This is a genomic window from Brevundimonas sp. NPDC090276, from assembly GCF_044772165.1.
In the GTDB taxonomy this organism is placed as follows: domain Bacteria; phylum Pseudomonadota; class Alphaproteobacteria; order Caulobacterales; family Caulobacteraceae; genus Brevundimonas.
In genome coordinates, this window is the sequence record NZ_JBIVYK010000003.1 from 601,622 (window position 1) to 615,649 (window position 14,028).

The 14,028-nt window shown below is 69.8% G+C and carries 17 protein-coding genes; 4 read left to right on the forward strand and 13 right to left on the reverse strand.

Annotated features, from left to right (window positions below; genetic code table 11):
• The first annotated feature begins 9 nt into the window (after positions 1–9).
• A complete protein-coding gene (locus ACIQTU_RS14840; RefSeq protein WP_400548771.1) occupies positions 10–1,350 on the forward strand; it encodes an amidohydrolase family protein in 1,341 nt (446 codons plus the stop codon).
• A 12-nt stretch (positions 1,351–1,362) separates the two neighbouring features.
• Here ACIQTU_RS14840 and ACIQTU_RS14845 read toward each other — a convergent pair whose 3' ends face one another.
• Complete coding sequence (locus tag ACIQTU_RS14845) at positions 1,363–3,075, reverse strand: sensor histidine kinase (RefSeq protein WP_400548774.1); 1,713 nt, start codon at positions 3,073–3,075, stop codon at positions 1,363–1,365.
• A 166-nt stretch (positions 3,076–3,241) separates the two neighbouring features.
• Between ACIQTU_RS14845 and ACIQTU_RS14850 the strand changes: the two genes are divergently transcribed.
• Positions 3,242–3,679 (forward strand): SufE family protein, encoded by a 438-nt coding sequence (locus ACIQTU_RS14850; RefSeq protein ID WP_400549000.1) that lies wholly within the window; start codon positions 3,242–3,244, stop codon positions 3,677–3,679.
• Between the two features lie 368 nt (positions 3,680–4,047).
• On the opposite strand, the gene ACIQTU_RS14855 is transcribed toward ACIQTU_RS14850, so the two are convergent.
• The 10 genes from ACIQTU_RS14855 to ACIQTU_RS14900 form a co-directional block, all read right to left on the reverse strand.
• Positions 4,048–5,244 carry a divergent polysaccharide deacetylase family protein gene (locus ACIQTU_RS14855; protein ID WP_400548777.1) on the reverse strand — a complete coding sequence of 399 codons (1,197 nt, stop codon included), beginning with the start codon at positions 5,242–5,244 and terminating at the stop codon, positions 4,048–4,050.
• A 130-nt stretch (positions 5,245–5,374) separates the two neighbouring features.
• Positions 5,375–6,799: a S41 family peptidase gene (locus tag ACIQTU_RS14860; protein WP_400548779.1), complete on the reverse strand. Its 1,425-nt coding sequence runs from the start codon at positions 6,797–6,799 to the stop codon at positions 5,375–5,377.
• 147 nt (positions 6,800–6,946) lie between these two features.
• Complete coding sequence (locus ACIQTU_RS14865) at positions 6,947–7,996, reverse strand: murein hydrolase activator EnvC family protein (protein ID WP_400548782.1); 1,050 nt, start codon at positions 7,994–7,996, stop codon at positions 6,947–6,949.
• Between the two features lie 44 nt (positions 7,997–8,040).
• Entirely contained in the window at positions 8,041–8,505 is a 465-nt protein-coding gene (rlmH, locus tag ACIQTU_RS14870; RefSeq protein WP_400548785.1) for a 23S rRNA (pseudouridine(1915)-N(3))-methyltransferase RlmH, read from the reverse strand.
• Positions 8,506–8,526: 21 nt separating this feature from the next.
• Positions 8,527–8,955: a ribosome silencing factor gene (rsfS, locus tag ACIQTU_RS14875; protein ID WP_400548788.1), complete on the reverse strand. Its 429-nt coding sequence runs from the start codon at positions 8,953–8,955 to the stop codon at positions 8,527–8,529.
• 118 nt (positions 8,956–9,073) lie between these two features.
• Positions 9,074–9,748: a nicotinate-nucleotide adenylyltransferase gene (locus ACIQTU_RS14880; protein WP_400548791.1), complete on the reverse strand. Its 675-nt coding sequence runs from the start codon at positions 9,746–9,748 to the stop codon at positions 9,074–9,076.
• A gap of 81 nt (positions 9,749–9,829) precedes the next feature.
• On the reverse strand, positions 9,830–10,447 hold the full coding sequence (locus ACIQTU_RS14885) for a DUF6655 family protein (protein ID WP_292085425.1): 618 nt from the start codon (positions 10,445–10,447) through the stop codon (positions 9,830–9,832).
• A 1-nt stretch (position 10,448) separates the two neighbouring features.
• Positions 10,449–10,889: a VOC family protein gene (locus ACIQTU_RS14890; RefSeq protein WP_400548794.1), complete on the reverse strand. Its 441-nt coding sequence runs from the start codon at positions 10,887–10,889 to the stop codon at positions 10,449–10,451.
• Positions 10,890–10,892: 3 nt separating this feature from the next.
• Positions 10,893–11,129 (reverse strand): zinc-finger domain-containing protein, encoded by a 237-nt coding sequence (locus ACIQTU_RS14895; RefSeq protein ID WP_400548797.1) that lies wholly within the window; start codon positions 11,127–11,129, stop codon positions 10,893–10,895.
• Positions 11,130–11,186: 57 nt separating this feature from the next.
• Entirely contained in the window at positions 11,187–11,480 is a 294-nt protein-coding gene (locus ACIQTU_RS14900; protein ID WP_400548800.1) for a hypothetical protein, read from the reverse strand.
• A 186-nt stretch (positions 11,481–11,666) separates the two neighbouring features.
• Between ACIQTU_RS14900 and ACIQTU_RS14905 the strand changes: the two genes are divergently transcribed.
• Positions 11,667–12,641: an ABC transporter ATP-binding protein gene (locus tag ACIQTU_RS14905; protein WP_400548803.1), complete on the forward strand. Its 975-nt coding sequence runs from the start codon at positions 11,667–11,669 to the stop codon at positions 12,639–12,641.
• Between the two features lie 83 nt (positions 12,642–12,724).
• Here ACIQTU_RS14905 and ACIQTU_RS14910 read toward each other — a convergent pair whose 3' ends face one another.
• Positions 12,725–13,129: a Tat pathway signal protein gene (locus ACIQTU_RS14910; protein ID WP_400548806.1), complete on the reverse strand. Its 405-nt coding sequence runs from the start codon at positions 13,127–13,129 to the stop codon at positions 12,725–12,727.
• Positions 13,130–13,205: 76 nt separating this feature from the next.
• Between ACIQTU_RS14910 and ACIQTU_RS14915 the strand changes: the two genes are divergently transcribed.
• The gene (locus ACIQTU_RS14915; protein ID WP_400548809.1) at positions 13,206–13,688 is read left to right on the forward strand and encodes an RNA pyrophosphohydrolase; all 483 of its coding nucleotides are present in this window, start codon (positions 13,206–13,208) and stop codon (positions 13,686–13,688) included.
• A gap of 68 nt (positions 13,689–13,756) precedes the next feature.
• On the opposite strand, the gene ACIQTU_RS14920 is transcribed toward ACIQTU_RS14915, so the two are convergent.
• Positions 13,757–14,026: an ATP synthase F1 subunit epsilon gene (locus ACIQTU_RS14920; RefSeq protein WP_400548812.1), complete on the reverse strand. Its 270-nt coding sequence runs from the start codon at positions 14,024–14,026 to the stop codon at positions 13,757–13,759.
• Positions 14,027–14,028: the final 2 nt, after the last annotated feature.

A 14,028-nucleotide genomic window follows, 5' to 3' on the forward strand; every position in this document is an offset into this window, starting at 1 on the left:
GTTTCGACCATGAAGACCATTCTCACCGGCGCCGTCTGCGCCGTGGCCCTGACCGCAGCGCTGACAGGCGCCCTGCCCGCCGCCGCCCAGACCGCTGCACCGGGCACCGGCGCCGTCACCCTGATTCAGGCGGGGCGGCTGCTGGACCAGCCCGGGCGGGCGCCGCGCGGCCCTTCAACCATCGTGGTGCGCGATGGCAAGGTCGCCGAGATTCGCGACGGCTTCGTCGACGCATCCAGCTATCCCGGCGCGACCGTGGTGGATCAACGCGAGCGCTTCGTCCTGCCCGGCCTGATCGACAGCCACGTGCATCTGGTGTCCGATCTCGCCGGTCAGGCCGGCTTCCTGTCCGAGATCACCGACAACCTGCCGGTCCATGCCTACAGCGCCGCCATGAACGCGCGGAAGACCCTGATGGCGGGCTTCACCACCGTGCGGAACCTCGGCGACACCGGCGGCGTCACCCTGGCCCTGCGCGAGGAGACGGCGGCCCACCGCCTGCCCGGACCGCGCATCATCGACGCCGGCAACAGCATCTCGGCCACCTCGGGCCACATGGACGCCCGCCTGGGCTTCAATGACGACTTCCGCGAGCACGTGGCCCACGACAACGTCTGCAACGGCGCCGAAAGCTGCCGCGAGGCGGTGCGGCTGCAGGTCGGCCGCGGCGTCGACGTCATCAAGATCGCCACCACCGGCGGGGTCAACAGCCGCATCGGCGCCGGCCTCGGCGCCCAGATGTTCGACGACGAGGCCAAGGCCCTGATCGACACCGCCCACCTCTACGGCAAGAAGGTCGCGGTCCACGCCCATGGCGCCGACGGCATCAACCTGGCCCTGCGCATGGGCGCCGACTCGATCGAGCACGGCACCATCTTCGACGACGAGACCCTGCAGCTGCTGCGCCGCACCCGCGCCTATTACGTGCCGACCCTGTCGACGGTGAACGGCTACACCGAACGCCTGGCCGCCGATCCCGAGGCTTACCCGCCCGAGGTCCTGCCCAAGATCCAATGGCGGATCTCGATCACCGGTCAGTCGCTGCAACGCGCCGTGCCCGCCGGGGTCCGCATCGCCTTCGGCACCGACGCGGGGGTGTCCAAGCACGGCCGCAACGCCGACGAATTCGAGCTGATGGTCAAGAACGGCATGACGCCGGCCACCGCCATTGAGGCGGCCACCGTCAACGCCGCCGACTTGCTGGGCCTGGCCGACGAGGTGGGGTCGCTGGAGCCGGGCAAACGCGCCGATGTCATCGCTGTGGCGGGCGACCCGTTGAGCGACGTAACGACGCTGAAGACCGTCGCCTTCGTCATGCGCGACGGGCGCATCTACAAGGATGAGCGCTAGCCGGGTCCCGGCTCAGGCGCTGCGGTTCAGGGGGATGACCTCGGCCTCGCCGTCCACGGCGGGGCGAGCGACGACGACAGGCAGGCGAACGGTCACCGCCGTGCCCTCGCCCGGGGTGCTGTCGATGGCCATCGTCCCCTGATGCAGTTCGACCAGGGCGCGGGTCAGCGACAGGCCAAGGCCCGTCCCCTGCGCCCTCTGCTCGACGCCGCCCGCCTGTTCGAAGGGGCGGCCCAGCCGGGCCAGGTCCTCGGGCGCGACGCCGACGCCGGTGTCGGCCACCCCGAGCTCCAGCATCGGGCCCAGGGCCTCGGCGGTGACGGTGACCGATCCGCCTGACGGCGTGAACTTCACGGCGTTGGACAGCAGGTTCAGCAAGATTTGCTTCACCGCGCGGCGGTCGGCGGCGATGGTCAGGGCGTCGGGCGGTAGAACTGCGGCCAGGTCGACGCCCTTGTCCTCGGCCTGAACCCGCACAAGGGCCAGGGCGGCCGAAACCGTCTCGCGCACGTCGAAGCGCTCGATATTGAGCTCATAACGATCCGCCTCGATGCGGCTGACGTCCAGCACGTCGTTGATGAGCTCCAGAAGATGGCCGCCGGCCTTGTGAATGGCGTCAGCGTATTCGACGTAGCGGGGCGGGATCGGCCCGAACAGCTGCTGGCGCATGATGTCGGAAAAACCGATCACTGCGTTCAGCGGCGTGCGCAGTTCATGGCTCATATGGGCCAGGAAGCGCGACTTGCCGGCGTTCTGGGCCTCAGCCTCGGCGCGGGCGGCGTCGAGGCCTTCCTCGCGGGCGTGCTGCAGAGTGGCGTCCAGCGCCACGGCGATCAGCCGCGCGGGCTCGCCCGCCCTCGTCTCCAGCCGACGCAGGACCAGCTGGATGCGACGGTCCAGCGCCAGACGCGGCGCGAAGCGCACCTGGGCCTCCGAACCCGCCTCGGCCTTGGCCAAGGCGGCCAGCACCGTCGGGCGATCCGGGGCATGGACGGCCGCGACCAGTCCGTCCTCGAACAGAGGGTCGACCGGCAACGCCGCCGGCGCCGCGCCATAGGCCGCCAAGGCGGCGCCCGAGGCGTCCAGAACCAGAGTCAGGCCGGGCTGTCCCGCCAGCACTGTCTCGACCTGCGACACCGCGCCTTCGACCGCGGACAGACGACGCCGCTGGACGCCCCCGCTGATCCGAAACGCCAGAGCCGCCGCCCCCGCCGTCAGCAGGGCCGAGACCGCCGCCATGCCGGGCGCCATGCCGGGCGCGGCCTGCGGCGCGCCGTTGACGCCGGCCGCGATCAATCCCGCCAGCGCCGCCAGCGCCGACCCCAGCGCCCCGAACAGGACCCATCGCGACGGCCCCAGGGCCACGGCGGCGATCATGGGCATGAAGACCAAGCCGCCCAACGGCCCCGTCAGCCCTCCCGAGAGGGCGGAGGCCGACATGGCGGCCAGGCACCAGGCCGCCAGCAAGGCGGCCCGCACCGACCGCCCGTCGCGGGCCAGCACCAACAACCCCAGCAAACCCGGCGTCGCCATGGTCAGGGCCGCCGACGCCCCTAGCTCCACCGCTCCGCCAGGCGCCCCGCGTCCCAGCCAGTCGCCGCCCAGCGCCATCAGGCCGACCGCCGCCGCCCAAGCCGCGTGCCAGGCGGCCACGGCGGCGCCGTCCCGGGCGTCAGGCGCCTCGGGCGATCGGATCGGCTCGAACAGGGCGGGCGGCGGCTTCAATCCGGGCCTTTGAGACGGTTGATTCAACCGCGCAGTCTAGCCCTCGACCAAGGCCGACCAAAGGCTGCTCGCCTGGCGGGCGACTGTCCCAAAACGGCGCGAAATCAAATCCGACCGAGCGAGTGCAATGGTTGTCGTCGGGACCGCCGGGGCCTATGTCCGCCCCATGACCGCGACCGACGCCCTGCCCGCCCTGACCCTCGACGAAACCCTGGCCGAACTGGTCGAGGAGTTCGACCTGCTGGGCGACTGGGAAGGACGGATTGAATACGTCATCGACCTGGGCAAGGGCCTGCCGCCCCTGCCCGAGGAGGCCCGCGTCGAAGCCAACAAGGTGCCGGGTTGCGCCGCCCAGGTCTGGCTGTCGACCCGCCGCGCCGACGGGCGGCTGTTCTTCGACGCCGACAGCGACAGCGCCCTGTCCAAGGGCAATATCGCCCTGCTGCTGAAGCTCTACTCGGGCCGACTGCCCGCCGAGATCCTGGCCTTCGACGCCCGCGCGGCCCTGGACCGGCTGGGCCTGCCCGCCGCCTTGACCCGCCAACGCGCCAACGGCCTGAACAGCATGGTCGGCCGCATCCGTGAGGCCGCGACGCAGGGATGATCCACAGGGCATCGCTGCCACCCCTTTGCCGCCAAACACAAAAATCGACGTTATCCACACCCCCTATCAAATGAGGGGGACAAGGCGCGCCCGGCGATGGCCAATGCGCGTATGGAACCCTTGGGGGACGCCGACCGTGCAATGAACGCCCTGTGGCGAAGCCTCTATGGCCAGCCGCTGCCGATCCGTGGCGCACCCGGCCTGGCCCTCAAGGTCATACTCAGTTGCGAGAGGCATCGATGGACATCAGAACCCGCCGCAGACGCTCGGCCTGGACGCTCTCCCCCTTCGAGGGCCTGCTCCTGATCCTGGCGGTGACCTCGTTCGGCGCCGCCTGCCTGTCGACCGCCTTCGTCTAGAGAGGCCTTCTAGCGTCCTGGACGCCGGGTCATGGCGGAAGCCGGGGCCAGTTGCAGACCACGCGCCTCAAGCCCGGCCGTCCAGCGGGCGGCGGCTTCGACGGTGACGGGATAGGAGAAGCCGGTTCCCAGCGCCGCGCCGCGCGTCTTGGCGGCGGCCTCCAGGGCGTTGAGCTGACCCATGATGGCGGCGGGGCTCTGGCTCTCGTCAATGATGCGGTCGGCGCTGGCGCGGGCGAAGGCGCCCGGCTTGCGACGCATCGAGCCGTCATCGAGGAAGGCCACGCCGCGCTGACGCAACACGGCCAGCATGGCGCCCATGCCCTCGTCCGAGGTCGCGAAGCGATCGCCCAGGTAGTTGGTCACGCCGAAATAGCCCGTGGCGCGGCCCAGCAGCCAGTCCAGCTTGGCCTCGACGTCGTCGGCGCCGCCGCTGCTCAGCAGGGTGTAGGGGCCGGGATCGTTGTCGGGATAACCGGTCGGCTCCATCGGCAGCTCGATCATCACCTCGTGCCCCTGGGCGCGGGCCATGTCGATCCAGGCCTGAAGGCCCTCGGCATAGGGGACGAAGCTTAGGGTCACCTCGGCGGGCAAACGCTCGATGGCCGCGCGGGTGGTGACGGCGTTCAGGCCCAGGCCGCCGACGACCAGCGACACCATGGGCTTGCCGTTCGACCGGAACGGACGGGCATAGGCCTGGGCCGGGACGCGGCCGTCGGGCGCGATGCGCGGCAGGGGACCGTTCGGGCCGGGCGAAAACAACCCGGCGATCGGGGCCTTGGGCAGGGGATTGGAGGGCGCGCGCACCGGGGCGGCGATGGCCGAGCCGCCCGCCACGCTGGCGCCGTCCGGCAGGGTGATCAGGGCCTCGCCCCCGGCTGCGCCGTTGGGGTCCAGCAGCGCCGGATCGCCCAGGTCCTGATAGAGGTCGAGCCCGCTCATGGCGAAGGCGTCGGCGCCCGTCGGGGCGACGTCAGCGACGGCGGGGCGTTGCAGCGCCACCCGGGCCGAGGGCGCGCCAGCGCGCGGATCACCCATGACGGCGACGAACAGAACCCCGGCGGCCAGAAGGAAGGCGCCTGCCGCGCCCACGGCGACCGGCGGCTTCTTCAGCGCGGCGACGACGACGTCGAGGCTCAGACGCGCGCGCTCCTCCGGCGGCAGACCGGCGGCGGCGGCGAGAGCGGACTGGCGCTTGGCGAACATGGACGGGCGGCGCTCGAACGACGGAGATGAGACAGGAGAACCGCACGGCGCGGCTCTCCTCGACCCTCACTTATCCCCAGCGCCGGTTAAGAAACCCTAACGCGCCATTCACCACGTCGGCGAAGAACGGTCAGTCCTTCTTCGGCTCATTGCCCGGCGTGATTTCGGGACCACGCGTCGGGCGGTCGGACGGCGCGTCCGTGTCGGCCTCGGCGGTTTCGATCGGCTTGGTCCCCGGCGCGGTGACCACGACGGTGTCCGGCGCGGCGGCCAGCCTGGTCAGGTCGCCGCCGGCGCGCAGCACGTCCAGCGCACGTTGCAGTTGATAGTCCTTGGTCTTGTCGAAGTCCTTGCCCGGGGCCTCGTGCGGCGTGTGCGGCCCCTTGCGCTCGGCCCCGATGGAGGAGTCCAGCGCCGTGGCGTAGGCCGCCTCGGAGTAGATGAAGCTGGAGCGCGAGACGATGCGGGCCTCAGCCTCGGAGCGCGCCACCTCCAGATCAGGCTCAATGCCGATCTTCTGGATCGAGCGGCCCGACGGCGTGTAATAGCGCGCCGTGGTGATCGACAGGGCCCCGTCCGCGCCGCCGCGCAACGGGATCACCGTTTGCACCGAGCCCTTGCCGAAGCTGGTCAGGCCGACGACGGTGGCCCGCTCCTGATCCTTCAGCGCGCCGGCCACGATTTCCGACGCCGAAGCCGAGCCGTAGTTGATCAGGACCACGACCGGCAGACCGCCGGTCAGATCGCCAGGCTTGGCGGCGTAGCGTTCGATCTGATCAGGTTTGCGGCCGCGCTGACTGACGATCTCGCCGCGTTCCAGGAAGGTGTCGGACACGTCGATGGCGGCGGTCAACAAGCCGCCGCCGTTGTTGCGCAGGTCCAGGACATAGCCCTTGATGCCCGGCTTCTCGCGCTTCAGACGCTCGATGGTTTCGGTCAGCTCACGGCCGGTGTTCTCGTTGAAGGTCGAGATGCGCAGATAGCCGAAGTCGCCTTCCAGACGCCCCGTCACGGATTCGACCTTGATGACCTCGCGGGTCAGAACGACCTCACGCGGCTCCTCGCCGTCGCGCAGGAAGGTGACGGTGACGCTGGCGCCGATGGCGCCGCGCAGCTTCTCGGAGACTTCGGACACGGTCAGGCCGGCGGCGTTCTGGCCGTCGATGGCGCTGATGACGTCGCCCGCCTGAACGCCCGCGCGACCGGCAGGGCTGTCGTCCATCGGCGAGATGACCTTCACCAGACCGCCCTCGGAGGTGATGGTCAGGCCCACGCCCGAATATTCGCCCGTCGTTCGCTCGCGCAGGTCGCCATAGGACTTGGGCGGCAGATAGTTGGAGTGCGGATCCAGCGCCGTCATCATCCCCTGCAGGGCGGCCTCGATCAGCTTCTTGTTGTCGACCGGCACCACATAGGCCTGCTCGACGATGCCCAGCACGTCGCCGAACATCTGGAGCATGCGGAAGGTCTCGTTGCGCGGGGTCTGGCTGGCGACAGCCGCCGCCGATCCGCCCAGGGCCAGGGCGGCGCAGCCGATGAGAAGCAGTTTACGCATTCGGTGTCTTTCCATCGGATCCGCGCGGGCTCCGGTCGTCCAGGGCGGCGCAAGGCGGTCAGACGCCCACGCCAGATAGGGCGATACAATCAGCGTCCGCGCGGATTTGAAAGGACTTTCGCGCGGAAGCCCGGCCGATTGCAGTCGCTATTGCAGCCAGGGCGCGGGGTCGATGGGGCGTTCGTCGCGGCGCAACTCGAAATAGGCCTCGCCGTCCTCGCCGGTGCGGCCCAGGGCCTGGCCGTCGGCGACGCGCTGACCGGTGTCCACCGACAGTTGATCCAGACCGGCCACGACGACGCGCCAGCCGGGCCCGAGGTCTAGAATGACGACCTCGCCCCACTCCTTCAGTGGCCCGGCGTAGGCGACACGGGCGGACGCAGGCGCAGCGATGACCTCGTGGCTGGAACGCCAGCGCCAGCCGCTCGAGCCGCCGCCGAAGCGCTGAGACGGCGCGCCCTGCACCGGGGCTGTCAGGCGGCTGCGCCCGGCGGGCAGACGGGCGGCGGGGGCCTCGACGGCGGCCTCGGCCACCACAGGCGTCTGGCCGCCCAGCTCGCGGATTCGGGCCTCCAGCGACCGGGTCGCGCGCTCGGCCCGAGCGGCCTCGGCGCGCAGGACAGCCCTCAGGGCCACCTTGCGGGACGACAGGCTCTCGATCTCGGCCCGGCGATCGCCCTGCGCGCTCTCGACGGTGAACAGGCGTTCGCTGGACAGGGCGGCCAGGCGGCGGATGCGGATCACCTCGGCCTGACGCCCGACCAGGCTCCTGGCGCGGGCCTGCAACTCGGGCGTCATGGCGCGGATCAGGATGGAAGCGCGCACCGTGTCGACCGCCTTGTCCGCCGGGATCAGCAGGGGCGGCGGCGGCTTGCGGCTCATCATCTGCAGGGCCGACAACAGACGCCCCTGCCCGGCCCGTTCGCGGGACAGGGCGGCGACCAGGGCGGCCTCGCGGTCGCCCAGTTCCTTGAGCCGGGCGCGCTGGGATTCCAGCTGGACGTCGTCCTCGGCCTCGGCCCGGCGCAGTTCGGCCAGCTGGCGGTCCAGATAGACCACCTCGTCGCCAGCGGCCGCCGCCTCGGCGCGCAGACGTCGCGCGCGCGCGGTCTCGTCGCGATACTCGGCCTGAAGCCGCGTCAGTTCAGGATTGGGCGCGGCCGTGCGCTGGCTCGACGCAGGGCCCGCCAGCATCATGGCCAGCCCCGTCGATATCAGAACAACCCCCGCCCCCCGGCGCATCAGTCGCGGTGATAGGGGGAGCCGGACAGGATGGTCACGGCGCGATAGAGCTGCTCGGCCAGCATGGCGCGGGCCAGGGCGTGGGGCCAGGTCTGAGGCCCGAAGGCCAGGGTCGAACGGGCGGCCCGGCGCACGCTCTCGTCCAGACCGTCCGCCCCGCCGATGGCGAAGATCAGACGCCGCTCACCCTGATCACGTAGGGTCGCGATGTGGTCGGCGAAGGCGCGCGAAGAATAGGTCTTGCCCCGCTCATCGCAGGCGATCAGGTGCGCGCCCTCGGCGGCGGCGAGCAACAGCTCGGCCTCGGGGGCCTTGCCCGGCTTGCGGGGTTCGAGATCCAGAAGCTCCAGCGGACCCAGCCCCAACGGACGACCCGCAAGGGTCGCCCGTCGGGCGTAGTCGTCGGCCAGGGCGGCCTCGGGACCGCGGCCCGGCTTGCCGATGGCCGCGATCGCCAGCTTCATGGAGTCAGCTCAGTCCGGGGATCAGGCGGCGCCAGCGCCGCGGTGGGCGCTGTCGATGGCCCAGATCTTCTCGATATTATAGAAGGTGCGCACTTCAGGGCGGAACAGGTGGACGATGACGTCGCCCGCATCCAGCAGCACCCAGTCGCAGTGCGGCAGACCCTCGACCTTGACCTTGCCCAGGCCAAGATCCTTGAACAGGCGCAGCAGGTGGTCGGCCAGGGCGCCGACGTGACGGTTCGACCGGCCCGAAGCCACAATCATGGCGTCGGACATCGGGCTTTTGCCGCGCAGGTCGATCAGGACCATGTCGATCGCCTTGTCTTCGTCGAGCTTGGCGATAATGGCGCGTTCCAGCTCGGTCAGGCCGACCGGAAGCGGGGCTTGATCGCCGGTACTGGGGCCTTCGGCCTGACCATCTTCGGAATGGACGGAATCCATCGGGTCCATTTCATGGGCCGCGTTGGAAACGGCGGCGTCTTGCGCATCGTGCGCGGGCGAGGGGGTCAGCGGAGGGCTCCAGGGGAGATTACTAAAGGCGGCAGCCTAGCACGTCCCAGCCGAAAGGTCACCCATCGCCGGGAATCAACGCCTCGCCCCGCCGGATGGCCGTCGAGGACCGCGGATTCAGCGGGGCCGTCAGATAGGTCCAGGCGGGCGCCTTCAGGCTGGGCAGCAGCCCCGCCTGAGCCGCCGGAATGCGGAAACGGGCGAACCGGGCGGCGGCAGGCGCCCCCCGGCTGTCCAGTTGGCTGCCGGGCCGCGACACCACGGCGACCGGGATCAGCCGCATGATGTCGGTCCAGCCCCTCCACCTGTGGAAGCTGGCCAGATTGTCCGCCCCCATCAGCCAGACGAATTTCACGCCGGGATAGCGGGCCGTCAGCGCCCGCACCGTATCGATGGTCCAGCGGGTGCCGATGCGGGTCTCGAAATCCGAGACGGTCATGGCCGGGCCGACCTTGGCCGCGACGGCGCGGGCCGAGGCCATGCGCTCGGCAAGCGGCGCGGTCTCGTGGCTGGATTTCAGCGGGTTCTGCGGCGACACCAGCCAGACCACCCGGTCCAGACCCAGACGTCGCATGGCCGTCTCGGCCACATGGGCGTGGCCGTCGTGGGCCGGATTGAAGGAGCCGCCGAACAGGCCGACCTTCATGCCCGGATGCAGGTCCAGCCCGTCGCGCAGGGCGCCGGGTCGAGGGCCGAAGCCTTTCGGCGCGGGACCGGCGTGGAAGAAGGACAAGGGCGGCTCTTTGGACGGCGACGAGAGGGCGGACTTATGCTCACCCGTGCCCTAACACGCCTCAGCCGACGGACGAAAGCCTCAGAACTCTTTCCAGCTCGAGCCGGGATCGCGCTCGCCCGGCTGGGCCAGCTGCTGGCCCCAGGTCACGACCATGAAGGCCTTGTGGCTGCGGATCTTGTACTGGCCGATCATCGGCGCGACCGCGCCCAGCGGCAGGCCGGTGCGGCCGTCGTAGAGAAAGCCGGAAAACTCGGCCACGCCCATGCGATCGCGGTTGGAATAGATGGACAGCTCGGGGATGGAGACGACGTTCAGCGTCTCGTTGATCGGCACCCGCATATCGGGGATGCCGAAGACCCGGCGCATCTGCTCCAGCGACAGGGCGCCGGCGCGGACTTCGAAGATGGCGTCGGCGCTGTCGCGATCGCGACTGATGGCGTAGCCGGCGTCCGAGAGGGCGGCGCGGATGGCGCTCAGTGCATAGCGAGCGTTCTCGGCCTGGAAATAGGTCTCGTCGATGAAGACACGCGCGCCTTGCGGGATCGGCAGGGTCAGCCCCTCGACAGCGCGGTCGGCGGCGCGGTTGACCAGCAGCATGTCGGTGGCCGTCCGCGCCGGATTGGTCTCGGTCACCGAGGCGCAGCCGGCCAGGACCGCGGTCGCAGCCAGCAGGACGATCAGACGCGCCGTCGTCAAATCACCAGGCTCCGACATTGGGCATGGAGGCCCAGGGCTCGGCCGGCGCCAGACGCTCGCCGCCTTGCAGCAGTTCGATCGAGATGCCGTCGGGCGAGCGGATGAAGGCCATGTGGCCGTCACGCGGCGGACGGTTGATCGTCACCCCGCCGTCCATCAGACGCTGGCAGGCGGCGTAGATGTCCTCGACCTCGAAGGCCAAGTGACCGAAGTTGCGACCGCCCTGATAGTCCTCGGGATCCCAGTTGAAGGTCAGCTCGACCTCGGGCGACTTCTCGGCTTCGGCGCGGGCCGTGTCCCGGGGCGCGGCCAGATAGATCAGGCTGAAACGCCCGGCCTCGCTGTCCATCCGGCGCGTCTGCACCAGGCCCAGTAGGTCACGATAGAAGTGCAGCGACGCTTCCAGGTCCTTCACGCGGACCATGGTGTGCAGATAGCGCATAGCTCAGTGGGCCTCGGGCGGGCGGGCCGCCGGGTCCAGGTATTCGTTCTCGGGGTGCGAATGCGCCGACAGGACGAAGCGGCGGTCGCAGTAACCGCACTCGACCGAGTCCTCGTCGCCCATCTCCAGATAGACCAGAGGGTGACCGAGGACGCCGCCGCCGTCGCAAGCGACGCGCTTGGACGAGACCACGATCTCTTCGGGGGCGGGGATGACAGCGTCGGTATGGCGGGGAGGCATGGGTCCGGTCCGGGTCTGGAAGGCTCGCGCCTTCCCTAGAAGGACCGGCTCTCCAGGTCAAACTTCCGAAGGTTGCGCTTTGCGCCCGAACAGCTTGTCCAGCATGGCCTTGCGCTTCTTGAACAGGGTCAGGCCCAGACAGCCGGCGCCGACCCACAGGCCGATCTCGCCGATCAAAGCGGCGACGGCGGCCAGCAGGGCCGCATAGGTCATGTCCAGATAGTCCAGCTTGCCCGCCAGCAGGGCCAGACCCATGCCGGTGTAGCCGACGGCGCAAACGCCCAGAGCGGCGAAGCCGATCAGGCGGGTCTTGGTCAGAGGCTTCTTCATCTGGGCTTGCAGGGCGGTCATGAGCGTCTCTCCATCAAGGCAGGTTGTCTTTATGACAAGGAACCTAGACAAACAAACAATCCACGTCAAGCATCATTTACACAAAGACGCGCAACCTTGTCCAAACCATGCGTCACAGCGCCTTGGCGAACCGCGCTCGGCCCCCTACCTATGCCGCACGCTTCCGCCGCCTGAGTGAACGTCCGCATGACCGAGACCCCTGCCCTGCCCGTCAACGCCATCGAGGTGCGGGGCCTGAAGAAGACCTATGCGGGCAACAAGAAGTCGCCGCCCAAGACGGCCCTGCGCGGCGTCGACCTGACGGTGCCGCGCGGCTCGATGTTCGGTCTGCTGGGCCCCAACGGGGCGGGCAAGTCGACCCTGATCAACATCATCGCCGGCGTGGTGAACAAGTCCGAGGGCACGGTCCGCATCTGGGACCGCGACATCGACCATGAGGCCCGCGACGCCCGCGCCGCGCTCGGCGTCGTGCCGCAGGAAATCGTCGCCGACGTCTTCTTCACTCCGCGCGAGGCGCTGGAGGTCCAGGCCGGCTTCTACGGCGTGCCTGCCGACGAGCGCCGCTCGGACGAGCTGCTGGCCGCGCTGGGCCTGTCGGACAAGGCCAACGCCTATGTCCGCGCCCTGTCCGGGGGCATGAAGCGCCGCCTGATGGTGGCCAAGGCCCTGGTCCACAATCCGCCCGTCCTGATCCTGGACGAACCGACGGCGGGCGTGGATGTCGAACTGCGCCGCCAGCTGTGGGACTATGTGCGCAAGATCAACGAGGAAGGCGTCACCGTCATCCTGACCACCCACTATCTCGAAGAAGCCCAGGAGCTCTGCGACACCATCGCCATTATCAACCGGGGCGAGGTCGTGGCCTGCGAGCCGACCCGGACCCTGTTGAAGCGTCTGGACACCCGCAATGTTGTGGTGACGCCCGAGACGCCGCAGGAGGTCCCGCCCCACCTGCACGGCTTCGCCGTCGCCCCGCGCCCGCACGGCGCCTTCGTCGTCACATATCGGACCGGCGAGTCCAGCGTCGAACAGGTGCTGGCCGCCGTGCGCGCGGCGGGCGTGACCATCAAGGACATCGCCACCGAGGACCCGAATCTGGAAGACGTCTTCCTGGCCATGACCTATGGCGACGCCAGCCGCCCCAGCCCGACGCAGGACTGAAGCTTCGCCCGGACGCCCCCTCCTCCGTCATCCTCCGGCGTAGCGAAACGGACCGGGGGATGACCACAGGGGTGTGGGCGGTCCTAAACCACCATCACCGTCCCGAGCAGCAGCTTCGCGCCCGCCCGGCCGACCACCCGGTCCGTGGCCGCCTGCAAGGCCCGGCTCAGCCATTCCACGTCTGGCGGCGTGCCCGGCAGCATGCGTTCGCCCGCCAGCCGCACCACCTCATTGAAAGCGGCGCTCAGCCGCGGCCTGGACTGGGCGGCGCGGGCGCGCAGGGCTTCATCGGCCACATCCACCCCGACCTCGACCGTCATCACCCCCCGGCGGCCGTCGCGGCGCAGGATGGTGGCCGTGGCCGTGGGCAGGGGGATGTAGGCGTTAGCGGGCGCACCGCCGCCTTCGCTCTTGCCCGAGGCTTCGGCCTCAACGGCGACGAGGGCGGTGCTCAGGGCCGCGAGGCCGATCAGTGCGCGACGATCCATGCCCCACACTGCCCTGCCGCGGCTTAAGGCGCGGTTACGGCTGGCGGGCTGTCGCGTGCGAGCGTAATCGGCAGACATGACCGAGACTGATCTTTCCGCCTATCGTCCCAATGTCGGGGTGGTGCTGTTCAACACCGCCGGACAGGTCTGGCTGGGCCGCCGGGCGAACACGCCCGAGCCGTGGAACTGGCAGTTCCCGCAGGGCGGCGTCGACGAGGGCGAGAACCTGGAGGCCGCCGCCCTGCGCGAACTGCAGGAGGAGACCGGCGTGCGATCGGTGGAACTGCTGGGCCGAACCGGCGGCTGGATCGTCTATGACTTCCCCGAGGGTATGGGCGGCCCCAAGGCGTGGAAGGGTTTCAAGGGCCAGAAGCAGGTCTGGTTCGCCTTCCGCTTCACCGGCGAGGACAGCGAGTTCGACCTGGCCGCCCACGGCGAGCCGGAGTTCGACGCCTGGCGCTGGGGCGCGCTGGAGGAAGCCCCCGACCTGATCGTGCCGTTCAAGCGCGAGGTCTATCAGCAGGTGGTGGCCGCCTTCGAGGATCTGCCCAAGAGCTGAGGCCGCCCCAAAGAAAAAGGCCCCCCGCCGAAGCGAGGGGCCCTGATCTTGTCGGCGTCGCAGAGGGCTCAGCCCTCGACGACCTCCGAGGCTTCTTCGGCCAGGATGGTCAGGCCTTCGCCGTTGACGTCGGCGAAGCCGCCCTTGACCTCGAAACGACGACGCTGGGCGCCGTCATAGACCGTCACCACGCCTTCGCGCAGGGTGGTCATGAAGGGGGCGTGGCCCGGCAGGACGCCGAAGTCGCCCTCGACGCCCGGCGCATCGACCTGATCGACCGAACCGGCGAAGATTTCGCGTTCCGGGGCGACGAGGGAGAAGTTCAGCTTACCGGCCATGG